We start from the raw sequence: 16,130 nt of genomic DNA, 5'->3' as shown, positions 1-16,130 counted from the left end.
TTTGGCGTTCCCGTCGATTAATTTGGCGTTTGGACTCTTTTTTCTGGCGTTAGACGATTTTCCCTCAACACAAAAAGCAGTGAGACCACCGTCTCACTGCCATTATTCACCCTACTATCAAGGCAACACTGTAGCACCCATCAAATAGCGATCACATTCTCTTGCGACTTCGCGTCCTTCATTGATTGCCCAAACAATTAAACTTTGACCGCGACGCATGTCTCCAGCTGAAAAGACACCTTCGACGTTGGTTACGTATTTGCCGTATTCTGCTTTCACTGTAGAATTGGAATTCGTTTCGATGTTTAATTGTTGCAGAAGTCCTTGTTCAGGTCCACTGAATCCGATTGCGAGCAACACTAAATCGGCTGGCCAGATTTTTTCTGTTCCTGGAATTTCTTCACGAATTCGATTTCCTTCTTCGTCAATTCTTAACTTCACGTTTACGGTATGAACTTCTTTCACATGACCAAGTTCGTCTCCAACAAATCGCGTTGTTTGCACAGCATACGCTCTTGGGTCTTCGCCAAATTTACTCGCCGCTTCCTTTTGGCCGTATTCGATTCGGTGAATGACCGGATATTGTGGCCATGGGTTGCCAACGTCATCACGAATCGATCCCTTTTGATCGTAAATATCAAATTGAGTAAGACTGCGACAGTTATGACGGACTGCAGTCGCTAAACAATCGGTTCCTGTGTCACCGCCACCGATGACGATGACATCTTTTCCTTCTGCAGATAAGAACTGTCCATCTTGATGATTGGAATCTAGATAACTTTTCGTATTTGAATGAAGGAAGTCCATCGCATAATGGACGCCATTCAACTCTCTACCTTCAACAGCAACATCTCGATGAACTGTTGCACCACCACATAAAATCGACGCATCAAATTCTTGATGAAGTTGTTCAACAGAGTAGTCCTTCCCGACCTCTGTGTTAGTGACGAATTTGATTCCTTCTTGTTCTAGAAGATTCACACGACGTTGCACCATCTCGTATGGGATTTTCATTTCTGGAATACCGTAAGTAAGTAGTCCACCTACTCGGTCATTGCGTTCAAATACCGTGACCCAATGACCGGCTTTATTCAACTGGGCTGCAGCTGCTAAACCGGCAGGACCTGATCCGATTACTGCCACTTTCTTACCCGTACGTTTTTCAGGAGGCTCTGCAATGACCCACCCTTCTTCAAATCCTTTTTCAATAATAGCGCGTTCGACTGTCCGAATGGCTACAGGTGGTTCATTGATGCCTAACACGCAAGCCCCTTCACAAGGTGCAGGACAAGCGGCACCCGTGAATTCCGGGAAGTTGTTTTTTTCATGCTCCCGCTTCAGTGCTTCTTTCCATTGCCCTTGATACACAAGATCATTCCATTCGGGAATTAAGTGATTCACTGGACACCCTGTGGTTACTCGGTTGATTTCCATTCCGGTATGGCATGTTGGGACGCCACAGTCCATGCATCGTGCGCCTTGTTCTCGCACTTCTGTATCAGACATAGGCAGCGTATAATCTAGCCAATCCTTTAGTCTCTCCATTGGTGTTCTTTCAGGCTGTGTTTGTCGTGCATACTCCATAAATCCTGTTGGTTTTCCCATGTCACTCCTCCTTTCCGCTAACCTACTTTACGCCAGCTGCTTCCTTGTTACTTTCATCAAACGCAGTCATTTGTGCATCAAATACGCTTAATCCTTCATCTTGAAGGGCTTGAATTCGTGAATTTATTTTCAAATACGCTTTTGGAATGACTTTGACAAACTGTGGTGAGTATTTCTCCCAGTAAGCTAAAATCCGTTTTCCATGCGCACTATTTGTGTACTCGACGTGCTTTTCTAGCATGTTGTAAACATCTTGCAATTCACTCTCGTGTTCCATCGTTTGAAGATGAACGAGCTCTGTGTTGCATCTTGTGTGGAAGGTTCCATCTTCGTCAAACACATAGGCGATACCGCCTGACATCCCTGCAGCAAAGTTTCGACCGGTTGTTCCTAACACGACCACTTTTCCACCTGTCATGTATTCACACCCATGATCCCCTACACCTTCTACGACAACATTTGCTCCACTATTACGTACACAGAAACGTTCTCCAGCGATCCCTTGAATATAGGCTTCACCAGCTGATGCACCGTAAAACGCGACATTCCCAATAATGATGTTTTTCTCAGGCGCAAAAGTTACAACTGGGTCTGGGTGAACAATGATTTTCCCACCGGATAACCCTTTTCCAACAAAGTCATTTGAATCTCCAACTAACTTGAGTGTCATTCCTTTTGGAATAAAAGCACCAAAGCTTTGACCCGCTGAACCTTTTAACGTCAATCGAATCGTATCTTCAGGTAATCCTTTTTCACCGTAGCGTCTCGTAATTTCACTTCCAAGCATTGTGCCAGTTACACGATTTATATTGCGAATGGCGGTTGTAAATTCAACAGGTTCTTGATTTTCAATCGCCTTTCGACAATTTGGAATCAATTCCTGGAAATCGAGTGTTTTCTCTAATCCGTGATCTTGGTCAACAGTATGATAACGTCCTACCTTCGCAGGTAAATTAGGTGAATATAGCAACGCAGACAAATCGATATCTTTTGCTTTCCAGTGATCAATTGCTTGATTCACTTCAAGTGCATCTGTACGTCCAACCATTTCGTCAATCGTTCTAAAACCAAGTTGCGCCATCAGTTCTCTTGTTTCCATGGCAATAAAACGCATGAAGTTCGCAACATGCTCTGCATTCCCTGTGAACTTTTTACGGAGTTCAGGGTTTTGAGTTGCGACGCCAACTGGACAAGTATCCATATGACACACGCGCATCATAACGCAGCCTAAAACTACAAGTGGTGCGGTGGAGAATCCATATTCTTCTGCACCTAGTAGTGTCGCTAATACGACATCTCGTCCTGTCATCATTTTGCCATCTGTCTCAATGACGATTCGGTCACGCAGTCCATTTAATAACAACGTTTGGTGCGTCTCTGCTAAACCAATTTCCCACGGCAAGCCAGTATGCTTCAAACTGGTGCGTGGAGCCGCGCCAGTACCACCATCATATCCACTGATTAACACTAAGTCCGCTCGTCCTTTGGCTACCCCAGCAGCAATCGTTCCTACACCTACTGCCGACACTAGTTTCACACTAATTCGAGCTCTTGGATTCGCATTTTTCAGGTTATGAATCAGTTCTGCTAAATCTTCAATTGAATAAATATCATGATGAGGGGGCGGTGAAATTAATTCCACTCCAGGCGTTGAGCCACGAACTTCTGCAATCCATGGGTACACTTTTTTCCCTGGCAGATGACCACCTTCACCCGGTTTTGCCCCTTGTGCAACTTTGATTTGAATCTCGTCTGCATTTACTAAATAATGACTCGTCACACCAAAGCGACCAGAAGCCACTTGTTTAATCGAACTTCGTCTAGAATCACCATTCTCATCAGGTGTGAAACGGTCGATGTCTTCGCCGCCTTCACCGGTATTACTACGTCCACCTACTCGATTCATGGCAATCGCTAACGCTTCATGGGCTTCTTTTGAAATCGATCCGTATGACATTGCACCAGTTTTAAAACGCGCACAAATCGCTTCAATAGACTCAACTTCTTCAATTGGAACTGAAGGACGTTCTTTAAATTTCAATAAACCACGCAACGATTGAAGGTTTACCTTTTCATCCGTCAACATGCTTGTGTATTTCTTGAAGACCTCATAATTATTCGTGCGACAAGCGTGTTGAAGTGTATGAATGGTACTTGGATTGTATTGATGGTCCTCCCCGTTTGCACGATATTGGAACTCATCACCAGCATCCAAGGTTTTATTGCCACCACGGTTTTCTTGAAATGCCACTTCATGACGAAGAAGTGCTTCTTTTTCGATTAAGTCCATACCAATTCCGCCTAGGCGAGAAGAGGTTCTCGTGAAATATTTATCAATGACATCTCTATGAATGCCCACGGCTTCAAAAATTTGTGCACCACGATAACTTTGAATGGTGGAAATCCCCATTTTCGAAAGCACCTTAATAATGCCATCCGTAACGGAATGGATATAGTTATTTTCTGCTTGTTCGAGTGAAGGCATTGAAAGCTCGCCTTTCACCATTAACTCACGAATCGAGTCAAAAGCTAAATACGGGTTTATTCCTTCCGCACCAAAACCTAGAAGAGCTGCAAAATGATGAACTTCCCTTGGTTCACCTGATTCAAGCAATATACTTACTTTTGTGCGTGTTCCTTGGCGAATCAAGTGATGATGCAAGCCCGAAACTGCTAGTAATGCAGGTATAGCTACTTGATGTTCAGACACCCCTCTGTCCGATAAAATCAGCAAAGTGGTTCCTTCATTTACCGCTTGGTCCGCTTTTACAAAGAGTTCTTCTAATGCGTGCTCAAGCTGGCCCGGTTCTTTATTGGCAGAAAAAAGAATCGAAAATGTGGCAGTTTTAAAGCCTTCTACTTGCTGTTGGCGCAAAGATTCTAATTGTCGATTCGTTAAGATCGGTGTCTTCAGTCGAATGTGGCGACAGCTTTCTGCATTCGGGTTAACCAAATTACCTTCCGCTCCGATTGTTGTATCGACCATCGTAATAATTTTTTCTCGAATTGCATCAATGGGTGGATTCGTAACTTGCGCAAACAGTTGTTTAAAATAGTTGTATAGCAATTGAGGTTTTTTCGATAAAACGGCTAACGGAGAATCGTACCCCATCGATCCGACTGGGTCTTTCCCTTCAAGCACTAAAGGTTTGATAATCTTCGTTAGTTCTTCCCGTGTATAACCAAAAGCAAGTTGTTGTTGTAATAATGGTTCGCCAACGTAAACATGTGACTGTTCACTCGCTTCAGGTAAGTCTTCGAGATTGGTCATATTCTTCAGCCACTCTTTATAGGGCTGCTCTGAAGCAATTTGCAGTTTAACTTCTTCGTCTGGAATAATCGTCCCTTTTTCTAGGTCGACTAAAAGAATTTTTCCTGGTGCTAATCGTTCCTTGTATTCAATATCGTCCGCGAAAATATCCAATGCCCCAACTTCTGAACCTAGGACAATCATGCCACTTTTCGTAACGTAATAACGCGCGGGTCTTAAACCATTGCGGTCAAGTGTGGCAGCGATTTGTTTCCCATTTGTAAACACCAATGCAGCTGGTCCATCCCAAGGCTCCATCAATGTACTGTGGTACTCATAAAAATCACGTTTTTCTTCAATAATTGTCTGATCATTTGCCCAAGGTTCGGGTACCATCATCATCGCTGTATGAGCGATTGAACGCCCCGACAAGTGTAGGAATTCAAAACAATTATCAAACATGGAAGAATCACTACCATCCGCATCAATGACCGGCAAAACCTTTTGTAAATCTTCTTGATTGAAAAATTCCGATTCTGTCATTTGTTCACGTGCTCGCATCCAATTCACATTGCCACGTAATGTATTAAATTCTCCATTATGAATGGTGTAACGGTTTGGATGTGCGCGCTTCCAACTTGGGAAGGTATTGGTGCTGAATCGAGAATGTACGAGTGCTAATGCAGATTTGAAATCTGGATGATTTAAGTCGATGAAAAAGGAATCTAGTTGTTCGGGGATAAGCATGCCTTTATAGACAATGGTTTGGGTTGATAAACTGCAGATGTATACGTCTTCGTATCCTTTAAACGCGGCCATTTCGCGCTCAATGCGTTTACGGATAATATATAATTTTCGTTCAAACGCCAGTTGATCTTGGCAATCTGAAGACATTTGTATGAATACTTGTCTAATCGTAGGTTTTGTTTTCGTTGCTACTTTTCCAACAAACGAATCATTGATGGGCACTGGTCGCCATCCAAGAAATGCTTGACCTTCTTCGGCAATAATTCGCTCGAAAATTTCTTTACTCTTCATACGAATCTCGTGATCTTTTGGTAGAAACACCATGCCGACCGCATATTCGCCTTCTCTTGGTAAAATAATATCTTCTTTTTCACATTGTTTTTGGAAGAAGCGATGAGGAATTTGCGTTAAAATACCCGCTCCATCTCCTGTACTTGTATCTGCGGATTGACCTCCGCGATGTTCCATATTACAGAGGATGGTTACTGCATGTTGAACGATACTATGTGTTTTTCTGCCATTAATGTTTGCAATCATGCCAATTCCACATGCCTCATGTTCTTGCTCTGGGTCATACAATCCTTGCGGAACTGGATATCCAGTCTTTATCATGACATCGCCCCTCTCTCTTTATCTTTGAAAGATTTCTCTATAGATATCGAACAAGTATATCACAAAATCACCGTTCACATAAAATTCTGACAACAAATAATGTGCATTTTTATTAATTTTAATGAATGAAAACGCTATCAACGTTGATTAATTAAGGAATCTCTTTTAAATAAAAAACGTTGAAAATGCTCATGAAAACAAGGATTAAGTTAAGCCATCCATACGAGGATCAATAATAAATACTCACAGTTTATGCAATGTCTTATTTCGATATGCTTCGAATTTCCATTGTTTTCTCTTAATCATTTCTCTATTAATAAGAAGTGGCTGATTTCCGTTTTAGACGGACGCGTTCCGCGGGCATGTCTTCAGTCTCCTCGTCGCTTCGCACTGCGAGGCCTTCAGCTCATGCACCTGCCGCTTCGCTTTCGGTGCAGAAAACATCTGCTATTCCCGCAGGAGTCGCCGTCTTCCACTTCAATCCTTCACCTATAGGAAGTAGAAATTCACTAAAAATGTATAATTAGGGGGAAGATATTAACGGATTTTTTTTTGAAGTACAAACATCTAATAAAACTTGCTTATAGCATTTAACTCATTTTGATTCGTAAATATCTTACAAAGTAAGTTAGCACAAAAAAGGCTTGGAGACATATTGCTCCACGCCTTTTACTTATAGGACAATGTTGAACTAGTCGAGTAGAAGGGAACCTCTCTACCTTACGGTAGATTGTGTTCCTCCCCCTCACAGAACCGTGCTTGCGCTATTTACGCACACGGCTCCTCCAAATCATCATTCACACTGATTCTGCTATCCTCAATAGTTTAGTTTACATTTATTATCTCTACCGCTGTGTGTAGTAAATGTGTCCCTAGTGAGGGTGATCACTTGGTAGCAGCCTTTCCTCCATCGGCATTACCCAACTTCATTGGTACTACGCTGCTATCCGACTCCCTACAACGGCATTTGGTTTCCTTGCTTATTATCGCTTGTAAACCATACTCTTCTAAAAAAAAAGAAAAGACCGGTAGGGTCTCCCGAGTTGCCGTATCATACCAATGTGTGACGTGCCAAGGTCTCTGACCCCAGAGAGGTTTTATCCTTCTTGCCTTTGGCGAAGGATAAAATGTAGCTTTCTGCCGCAGGTAAGGCATCAGCCCTCTCGTTTACTAACATTTTGGAGCTCAATCCCTTCAACCATTTGGCTTTCGGCCCGCCACCTAACTGTCTACGCTTAAAGGCTACTGTTACCATTAGCCCTCCAAGACTCGCTACGAGTGAATGGCTAGTTCTTACTCGACGGGAATCCCACCCGTTATATGATACGACCTAGGCTCGGCCGCACAAGCACTCGTTAGTTGAACAAGCACCTTCTCTTCTATTATAAAGAGTATGTTCGAACTAAGAACTATAATTAACTGATGTAAATATAATTAATATTCAGAATTTTATTAAATTATAGTTCGGATTATGTTATAATTTACCTTGGTGAAACAAGGAGGTACAAGTCCAATGGTGAAAAAATAATTGAGAAAATCTTAAAATAAATTAAGTGATACTATTTATTATTTATCTAATCAAGATGATAGAGAACGACCAACATTAGGACTGGTATGTGGTGACCGATATAGTCTAATAATAGATTCTGGTAATTCTCCTCAGCATGCTAAGGACTTTTTACTAGAAATCGAGAAGTTAAATGTACCACCAGTTAAATATGTTGTTATTACCCATGCACATTGGGATCATTTTCTAGGAATGAATGAATTTGATGCAATTGTAATAGTTAATAGTCAAACAAACGAAATGATAAAAGAATGGCAAAGTTTGTCCTATGACGATAGTTCATTACAAAAGTATGTGACCACTAATCAGATTAGTGCTATGTGTATGAAGATTATACAAACTGATATGCCAAACAGAGTCAGTTTTAAGCTAAAATCTCCAGATGTAATCTTTGAAGATACATTAACTATTGATTTAGGTAATAAAGTTTGCATTCTCGAATGTATCAAAAGTACTCATACAGATGACTCTACAATCATTTATATTCCTGATGAGAAAGTTGTATTTTTAGGTGATTGTGCATATGGTACAACCACAAATTCTTTATTTCACTACAAGCAATCATTGTTATTGCCTATGATTAAAGACATTCAAAAATATGATGCAGATATGTTTCTACTTGGTCATGAATCTATCTGTGATTCAAATGAAATGAATATATATTTGGAAGAGTTAACAACAGCAAGTCAAGTTGTAAAGTCCACCTCACTAGAAAATGCGATAGTGTCCTTTAAGGCAGAAAACAAAAGGGACCCTAATGATAATGAATTATTTTTCATAAAAGCATTTGTGAATGACCAAATTATTCATTCACAATAATTCGATAGAATACATTAATCAAATATAAACAGTAGCCATCTCATTTATTCGAAATGAGGTGGCTTTTAATTAGTCGATAATGTATGAGCGTTTCTTAGTATAAATGCTTCGTATTATTGTTCAAATGCTATATAAAAACTCATCTTCTCTTCTTCAACTAAACTGCTCAGTTAGTTTAAGTGAACGCATTCACATACCCTAATTCACTTTAACATAAATACCCAATTAACCCTTATATTATTTAGGTGTCGAATGTTGAATACTTATGGATATGTAACAATAATCGTGTTTAAAAAGATTGCATTTTTTTTGAGGTAAATTTAAGCTGCAGTATATTATGAATTAAATGTGTATGCATTCGGAGTTAATTTGAGAAATAGAGTGGGTAGTACAGCTTTATTTGTCGAATACTACATCTAAAAGTTATTAACAGTCCAATTTATTTATTGAAACTATTTGGTTAAAGAATAAATAACCAAGTTATAGACAATAAATATTTATATTGGAGGGGAAAAAATTATGATAAAGAGTGATGATAAAGTAATTTATTGCTACAACTGTAGGAAAGAAACCTTATTTACACGAAGAGATATGAACAATAATATTGGTGTCGAAAGTAATTGTAGTGAATGTGCATTTGTTTGGTTTGAATAGCAAAATCGATCAGTAGAGAGTGAAAAAGAAAAATGGCTCGAATATAATGTGAATAATTTTAAAAATTGCAACCTATATAATGCTAAACAACAACTCTCTTAAATGTTTTTTTATCTCTAAGAACTTAGAGGTAAAGTAAAACTTAGATTAGATGTGATGATAACCAGTTAATAAGATGGTGAGACTTTGAAAATTTTTAACAACAAGGTTTCTCCTGCTTATTGCTACCTAATCATTGTATTTGGAAATGGCTATCGTTTTGAAATTCACTAGCTCACACTTTAAATTCTATAGAGTATAATTACACATTGTTTTGTATTACTTTATGCTTTATTAGGATAGCAGTAGTGAATTATAAGTTTCCGAACGTATTATAGTTTTGACATCCAATAATTTAGATTGTCAGTTTGAAGTTATTGTTTTGAAATCAGTCGAATTTATTGCGTGCCAAACCCACGAGAATCCTTAAGGAACGAAGGGTTCTTCCAAAAAAAACCATCTCTTTTGAGATGGTGTTTTTTCAATTTAAAGGATTATGAGTTGGGATTTTTAAACTGACCTGTTATATACTGTACCATTCAAAAAAGTAATACAGACCACCTGAATACTTTTTTGTCCGCAATTTGTCCGCATAATTAATTTTCTGTACTTATCTTATTTAACTCAATTGATTAACTCAGTCATTAAAACCTTATTAAATCAGACTTATTTAACCTAAATGATCTACTTTTATCCAGGTTATTTTAGGGTTACAAAATTGACAGGGTGGAGGTAGCTGGTTCGAGCCCAGTCGGGTTCTTTGGGTCTAGAACCCGTAAGAAACCTTTATAAACAAGGGTTTCTCTAAAAAGCATCATCTCTTCGGAGATGATGCTTTTTCTTTATTTACCATACCTTCTACAATAAAGTAGTTCAGCTCTTTTGAATTATTTTTTAAAAAAGGACTATTTAACATTAAAATGGGTATGTATATTGTTAGGAGTTAAAAAAAGGAGAATATTCCTATGAACCTTATTTCTTATGAATTAACTAAATTAGTCGACGATTATTACAAATGCGATAATCATAATATAAGAGAACAAATACTAGATGATATTCATTTCCTAACTGAAGCTGTAACTTTGGTTTTTGATCAAGAATATAAAACAAATACGAAATTGAATTAATCCTACAGAGTTTTTGTTTCACTAATAAAAAAATGATAATTAGATTCAAAAAGCTAACATGTATAGTTCGCCCTACACTTCTCATAATAAAAAAAAGGAGTGATAAATATGGCGAAACGGACTAAGAAAAATGACGCAGACCAAAAGAATAAACAAGGTTTTGACTCCAGCAAAACAGATTCTGAATTCTCTAAAGAATTTGGCAGTGCCAATGCAAATCGAGCAAAAAAAGAAAAGGCCAAAAAAGAAAAAGCATCCAAAAACCAAGGAGAATGGAATGGAATGCATTGATTGCATTTTATACGTCGATAATGGAAGACCCTATCTAGTACATTTTTAATATTATACAGCACATTTCCAAAAGGTATCATCTTTAGTCTAGATGATACCTTTTTTTATTTAGGAACATTTAATTGCTAAGAAACTTCGAAACGATCATTTAACCATGCAAAATTTTTACTACTAAAATCAATACATTCCTTTTTTAAATAACTTTATTTTCAACTCCAAAATATTACATAAAATAGAGCTTGCGCTTATCTTTATTTTAATAATGTGTCAGTACAATAAATTTTTCGAGTTTTATTAAACAATTAAAAAACCGAAAAATCCAACATAAATGCCTTATTAGAAAAGTAAAAACTCAGAAAAATAATAAGTAAAGTTGATTAGACCCTATTTAGTCTCGTAGTCTTACACTTGGATTAATTACTAAAGATAAGAATCGAGAAAAGTTCATACAATTATTACATTTATATATTAAAAATATAAATTTATACATTAATGGATAATTTATTATTAATAGACTTTCACTATTTCCTCATACGTGATACAATAATTAACAATATTAGGAAAAGGAGGTGTATATTATGAAGAAAATTATTTTGTCAGCTTTTTGCATAGCACTTTTAGCAATTGCTCCATCAGCTGCTTTCGCCGCAGATAACCCTTGCTGGACTTCTGGACCATGTATAAAAGAATAATAAATGCTTACTTCTTTGTCTTAAAGAAAAAGTGCTTTAAGACAAAGAATTTTCAAAGAACGCAAAATATATTGCGAGATTAATAAATAGAAAAAGGCTATAAAATCTGTTATAAAATCTTGCTGAAGTATAAGATTTCTCCAAATTAATGAATCGTAAAAATAATCGACAGCAAAATGAAAAAGAATTCGATTATTTCGGCAAAAGAGGAAGAGATCCCATCCTGTGTGATAAAGCCTAAGCCATTAAAGAAATACCCATATGAATTCTGTATGTCAGTTCTAATCTTCACTTCCAACATCTTGTGTTTCAGGGTTATTTTTTCCTATCTCTTTGCTAAAACCAATTTATTCGGTATTGTATTATTTTTATATCGCATTTGTAAGATATCTCATTGCTTCGTATCTACTCCCATGCTATACTACGATAGCAAACGTGATTCAACGTTTTCGTCATTTAGTTTTGACATCCAATTATGTCGATTGTTATATACGCCAAAACCTAGTTAGGGTGGAAGGTTGTTTGTTCGAACCCAGTCGGAATTATTGGGTGCCAAACCCACGAGAACCCTTAAGGAACGAAGGGTTCTTCCAAAAAAGTCGTTCACTTCGGTGATCGGCTTTTTCTTATTATTAGGTAAATGGTGTGCAAAATGAGAATTTTGCCTCCCTATCTTCCTAAACAAATCGGAATAATTTCATTAGAATTTGATGGGAGTGTATTCAATGATCTCACGTAAGGTAAGATATCGCATGTATCAACCGGAGCCTAAATCTAAGCATACATTTATTCTATTATTAATAGCTATTATGGGACTCATTGTTTTATCTATTCTTTATTTCAAATAAGACATGCAATAAAGGCAAGACAGGTTAGTTGTATCGCTCTATTTTAGTTTCAATAATTTCTTATCAATCTTTCCAAGCGAAGTATAGGGCATTTCCTGAACCATTAAAATTTCTTTTGGTATTTGGAATCGAGCTACTCTGCTACCTAACCATGTTGTAATTTCCTCATTTGTTATCGTCGCGTTTTTTATTGGCAGAATGAATGCTTTTAGTCTTTGGCCGAATTGTTCATCCATCACTCCAATGACAGCGACATCTTCAATTGCATGATGTGTGATTAATACCTGCTCCACTTCAATAGGGTAGACATTCTCTCCACCTGAAACGACCATATCATCTGTTCTTCCTAGTAAAAAATAGTAGCCCTCCTCGTCACAGAATCCTACATCCCCTGTTTGAATCCATCTATTCTTTTTATTTCTGATTGACCAATCATTCGTTATACAGAAGTGGCCGATCTCTCCTCCCCTTACCTCCTTCATGTTTTTACTTATCACCTTTAATTGGACACCCTTAATTTTTTTGCCAATTGTCGTTGAAGAATAGCGTAAATCATGTGGCGTGGCAATCACATTTAAACCCGTTTCTGAAGTTCCATATAAATTAAATAACACATCACCTAATTTGTTTTGTGTTTCTTCAATTAGTTTCGAACTAAGCTTTGCGCCGCCTGAAGCGATACATTTCAGTGACTGTAAGCATTCAACAGAATGATTCAACATCTTTTGTAACATCAATGGAACCACCGTTACCACTTCTACTTGATGGGTACGAACGATTTCACATGCTCGTTTTGAATCGAATCCTTTACTGACCACGATTTTTTTACCCAATGCTAGGAATAAAAGAAGAACTCCAAGTCCATATCCATGATAAATCGGCGTCGCTATATAAGCTGTCTGACGTTCTAACATATTAAATTTATTGAACAACGCTAAAAAAGGATTTAGATAGTTAAAGATAGAAGGTTTATGTGCAGCTTCTTTCGATATCCCGGTAGTTCCACCCGTTTGAAGGACGATTTTACTCATTGTTGTCCTTGGAATTTTTTTGCTACCATGGTTTCGAATCTGAGTAATAGCTGGAAATTGACTGTGGGTACTTAAAATTTTCGTGTTGTTAAAACCTGCTTCCTCAACTAATGCAGTCAGTTCAACATCAAAAATTAAAACATCTAACTTTTGTTGCGACAAAAAACCTCTTAACTGACTACTACTAATTTCAGTGTTAAGTAAATACAAATCTGCTCCTAAACGAGACACTGCAAACATCGATTTAATGAATGAAGCATGATTGTGACAGAGGAATCCTACTTTTTGACCACTGCCTATATGCATGTTTTCCTTTAAAGCAACTGCTAGGTTTTCCGACTCCAATAAAAGTTCTTTATAAGTCAATGTCTCGTTGGCATCCACCAATGCGATTCGGTTTCCATATGTACGACCAGCAAAATTCAATAAAGTCATAAGATTAATGCCACTCTTATAAAAAGCAGACAGTAATCTGAATACGCCTACTGGTGAGAGTAATTTAATTTCAGATAGAACATGAAGAAGTTTAATGATCCTCATGGTAATTTCCTCTTTTTCTTAAATTCTGTGTCACGAAAAATTCAAAAGCCCTTCTGAAAAACAGAGAACCGATTTGACCAAATATAAGCCACCACGGTTGGTATCTTTTCCTTTTTCTATAAAAGGATTTGCTAATAATTTTGGCGACATGCTTCGAGGACATAGCCGGTGCTTTTTTATATGCAGCTGTTGGCTCAATCATCGGAGTTTTGACTAATGGCAAATAAATAGATGTTGTTGAGATTCCCATTGCGTTTAATTCAGGTTCAGCTGAACGGAACCACACATCAAATGCTGATTTTGAAGCTTGATAAGCTGCCCAAAAAGGAACTGGCGTTAATAAGGCATTTACAGTCGAAACATTAATGATGTGTCCCTGTTTCTTTTTTAAGATCGGAATTAATGATAACAACAATTGTACCGGCGCAAAATAATTAATAGCCATGGTTCGGTTAAAATCATGGGATCGTTCTAACGAATCTTGAATGGACCTCTTAATGGACAATCCTGCATTGCTTACGATTATATCGATCCCGTCAGGTAGTTGGTGAAGAAATGATAATATGCCATTAAGCTGTTCCGCATTTCGAAGATCTGCATGATATACACTTACTTTAGCTACGGATTTTTCAATTTCATTTTTTATTGTTACTAACTTTTCTTCTCTTCGTGCCACTAAAATCAAATGACAATGTGCATCGGCTAAATCGTACGCTAATTGTTCGCCAATGCCTGAACTTGCACCAGTGATTAACACGGTTTTACCATGAAGTTCAGCTAATAACTTCGCTTTATTAAGATAGGTAGGTGTAAATAAAAATCTTTCTAAGAGACTATATATATACAAGTGGATACCTACTTTTCATGAAATATTTTATTTAATTAAAAAATTAAAAATTATGAAACTATGAATATACTAGCATAAATATCCAGTTTCCAAAGTAAAAGTTTCCTTAACTTAACCTCAAGAAAGCCCCACTCAAATGAGCAGGGCTTCTTTTATTTACTATTTTGTCGCCTTTCTGCGACCCACCAATCGATATGAGCTAAGTCAAAAATAATCATATTTCGAATAGGAATAGTATGCGGTATAGCTCCATTCTGTATTAGTGCACTTAGCTGTTCTTCAGATTGTGGATAGTCAACAGAGTCAAGGTAGACCATAAGGCTTTTAAGTCCTTGAACTTTTCTCATTTAACACCTCCCGTTAAGTCTTCTTAATTCCTGGTAAAAAAGGAAGAAGACTTAGCATTAGTTGTTAAATCGATGTGGCTATTTATTACATACCCCTAACTCTAAAAAAGTATGCATTTTCGAAAAAATTTATTGGTTCAAACTGCTTACTATTAAATTCATCAATTAAACAGAAAATACCAGTTGGTTGGAAAAATGTTTTATTTTTTGTCAAAAGGGAAAATAGTCATTAGCAATTCCATTTATAATGAGGAGGAATTATTATGGGTCAAAAAGGTCAAGACAATGATAATCAACAAAACAAACATCAACGGATGTATCAGCAACAAAACAATCAGAATAATCAAGGTCAAGAAAACGAGCAAGATCGTTTAAAAATGGAACAAAATCAACTTCATGCGAATCAAAACCATGAGAACGAAAAAGAAGAATAGTGAAAGTCAGAACCGCTTCGCCTCCAGGCAAAGCGGTATTTTTAAATCTAAAGTGTATGAAAGTATGGTAGTTGTACATACCATTAATGGTTTAATTCATAATTGAAAGGATGAGATGAAATGGAAAAGAAAACGAATGAGTCTAAAGAAAAACACACTCAAACCAACATTCATGAAGTAAATAACGCTCAACCTATTGGGAACGGTTTGTCTGACGAGAAAAAGAAAGAACTACATGTGAAGGACGGTCAAAACAATCACCATGTAGATGAACGCGGCGGGTTTTAAATTAAAAAAAAATCTGGCAAGGGATTTTAAAATCCTTGCCACATTCCTTTTTCCCATTTATCAATAAATTGTTCAAACGTTAATCCGCATCGTTCTAAAACGCTGTGATAAACAAAATATTCTCCTAAGCTTTCTAATAATCGGTCATTCATCTTCATATCCCCTTTGAATAAAATCCTTTACCATTTAACTTATTCCCTAAGTGGTTGTCCACAACACTAGAATGAGCATTTTTTCATAATAAAATACATGAACAATTCATTTGGGGTATTTTGCCGTGAATCTACATGCTTGAAACTGATGAATCAATTTCAAAAATCATAAAAAATGCAGTAATTAATATATAAGCTACATTCTCCTGGTTCGCTACAGCTGGACGCTTTCCGCGGGGC

At 37.3% G+C, this 16,130-nt stretch carries 11 protein-coding genes; 5 read left to right on the top strand and 6 right to left on the bottom strand.

The genetic code is table 11. From position 1 onward, the window contains the following. Window positions 1–117: 117 nt before the first annotated feature. The gene (locus AC3EA5_RS07365) at window positions 118–1,605 is read right to left on the bottom strand and encodes a glutamate synthase subunit beta (RefSeq protein ID WP_488607731.1); all 1,488 of its coding nucleotides are present in this window, start codon (window positions 1,603–1,605) and stop codon (window positions 118–120) included. A 22-nt stretch (window positions 1,606–1,627) separates the two neighbouring features. Continuing rightward, the gene (gltB, locus tag AC3EA5_RS07360) at window positions 1,628–6,214 is read right to left on the bottom strand and encodes a glutamate synthase large subunit (protein WP_488607730.1); all 4,587 of its coding nucleotides are present in this window, start codon (window positions 6,212–6,214) and stop codon (window positions 1,628–1,630) included. Window positions 6,215–7,775: 1,561 nt separating this feature from the next. On the opposite strand from gltB, the gene AC3EA5_RS07355 reads away from it, so the two are divergent. The 3 genes from AC3EA5_RS07355 to AC3EA5_RS07345 all read left to right on the top strand — a co-directional run bounded on the left by AC3EA5_RS07355 (window position 7,776) and on the right by AC3EA5_RS07345 (window position 10,711). Continuing rightward, the gene (locus AC3EA5_RS07355; protein ID WP_488607751.1) at window positions 7,776–8,600 is read left to right on the top strand and encodes an MBL fold metallo-hydrolase; all 825 of its coding nucleotides are present in this window, start codon (window positions 7,776–7,778) and stop codon (window positions 8,598–8,600) included. A 1,658-nt stretch (window positions 8,601–10,258) separates the two neighbouring features. Next, window positions 10,259–10,420 (top strand): hypothetical protein, encoded by a 162-nt coding sequence (locus AC3EA5_RS07350; RefSeq protein ID WP_488607729.1) that lies wholly within the window; start codon window positions 10,259–10,261, stop codon window positions 10,418–10,420. A gap of 108 nt (window positions 10,421–10,528) precedes the next feature. Next, a complete protein-coding gene (locus AC3EA5_RS07345) occupies window positions 10,529–10,711 on the top strand; it encodes a hypothetical protein (protein WP_394188652.1) in 183 nt (60 codons plus the stop codon). A gap of 1,578 nt (window positions 10,712–12,289) precedes the next feature. Here the strand turns inward: AC3EA5_RS07345 and AC3EA5_RS07340 are convergent. The 3 genes from AC3EA5_RS07340 to AC3EA5_RS07330 form a co-directional block, all read right to left on the bottom strand. After that, window positions 12,290–13,822 (bottom strand): AMP-binding protein, encoded by a 1,533-nt coding sequence (locus AC3EA5_RS07340; RefSeq protein ID WP_488607728.1) that lies wholly within the window; start codon window positions 13,820–13,822, stop codon window positions 12,290–12,292. Next, window positions 13,809–14,669, bottom strand: coding sequence for an SDR family NAD(P)-dependent oxidoreductase (locus tag AC3EA5_RS07335; protein ID WP_488607727.1), 861 nt, complete (start codon window positions 14,667–14,669; stop codon window positions 13,809–13,811). The genes AC3EA5_RS07340 and AC3EA5_RS07335 overlap by 14 nt, the downstream gene beginning before the upstream one ends. Before the next feature lie 152 nt (window positions 14,670–14,821). Beyond that, a complete protein-coding gene (locus tag AC3EA5_RS07330; protein ID WP_488607726.1) occupies window positions 14,822–15,016 on the bottom strand; it encodes a hypothetical protein in 195 nt (64 codons plus the stop codon). 263 nt (window positions 15,017–15,279) lie between these two features. Here AC3EA5_RS07330 and AC3EA5_RS07325 point away from each other — a divergent pair, with 263 nt between their 5' ends. Beyond that, on the top strand, window positions 15,280–15,450 hold the full coding sequence (locus AC3EA5_RS07325) for a hypothetical protein (RefSeq protein WP_488607725.1): 171 nt from the start codon (window positions 15,280–15,282) through the stop codon (window positions 15,448–15,450). 120 nt (window positions 15,451–15,570) lie between these two features. Continuing rightward, complete coding sequence (locus AC3EA5_RS07320) at window positions 15,571–15,738, top strand: hypothetical protein (protein WP_488607724.1); 168 nt, start codon at window positions 15,571–15,573, stop codon at window positions 15,736–15,738. 26 nt (window positions 15,739–15,764) lie between these two features. On the opposite strand, the gene AC3EA5_RS07315 is transcribed toward AC3EA5_RS07320, so the two are convergent. Continuing rightward, window positions 15,765–15,890 (bottom strand): hypothetical protein, encoded by a 126-nt coding sequence (locus tag AC3EA5_RS07315; RefSeq protein ID WP_394188659.1) that lies wholly within the window; start codon window positions 15,888–15,890, stop codon window positions 15,765–15,767. Window positions 15,891–16,130: the final 240 nt, after the last annotated feature.

This window comes from Paenisporosarcina sp. (genome assembly GCF_057785155.1).
The sequence above is the reverse complement of the archived record's forward strand: the minus strand, read 5'-3'. Positions and strand labels throughout refer to the sequence as shown.

Excerpts from the sequence above, each read along its gene's own strand:
- AC3EA5_RS07350 (WP_488607729.1), top strand. The coding sequence starts at position 10,259 with ATGAACCTTATTTCTTATGAATTAACTAAATTAGTCGACGATTATTAC.
- AC3EA5_RS07320 (WP_488607724.1), top strand. The coding sequence starts at position 15,571 with ATGGAAAAGAAAACGAATGAGTCTAAAGAAAAACACACTCAAACCAAC.
- AC3EA5_RS07315 (WP_394188659.1), bottom strand. The coding sequence starts at position 15,890 with ATGAATGACCGATTATTAGAAAGCTTAGGAGAATATTTTGTTTATCAC.
- AC3EA5_RS07330 (WP_488607726.1), bottom strand. The coding sequence starts at position 15,016 with ATGAGAAAAGTTCAAGGACTTAAAAGCCTTATGGTCTACCTTGACTCT.
- AC3EA5_RS07345 (WP_394188652.1), top strand. The coding sequence starts at position 10,529 with ATGGCGAAACGGACTAAGAAAAATGACGCAGACCAAAAGAATAAACAA.
- AC3EA5_RS07340 (WP_488607728.1), bottom strand. The coding sequence starts at position 13,822 with ATGAGGATCATTAAACTTCTTCATGTTCTATCTGAAATTAAATTACTC.
- AC3EA5_RS07365 (WP_488607731.1), bottom strand. The coding sequence starts at position 1,605 with ATGGGAAAACCAACAGGATTTATGGAGTATGCACGACAAACACAGCCT.
- gltB (WP_488607730.1), bottom strand. The coding sequence starts at position 6,214 with ATGATAAAGACTGGATATCCAGTTCCGCAAGGATTGTATGACCCAGAG.
- AC3EA5_RS07325 (WP_488607725.1), top strand. The coding sequence starts at position 15,280 with ATGGGTCAAAAAGGTCAAGACAATGATAATCAACAAAACAAACATCAA.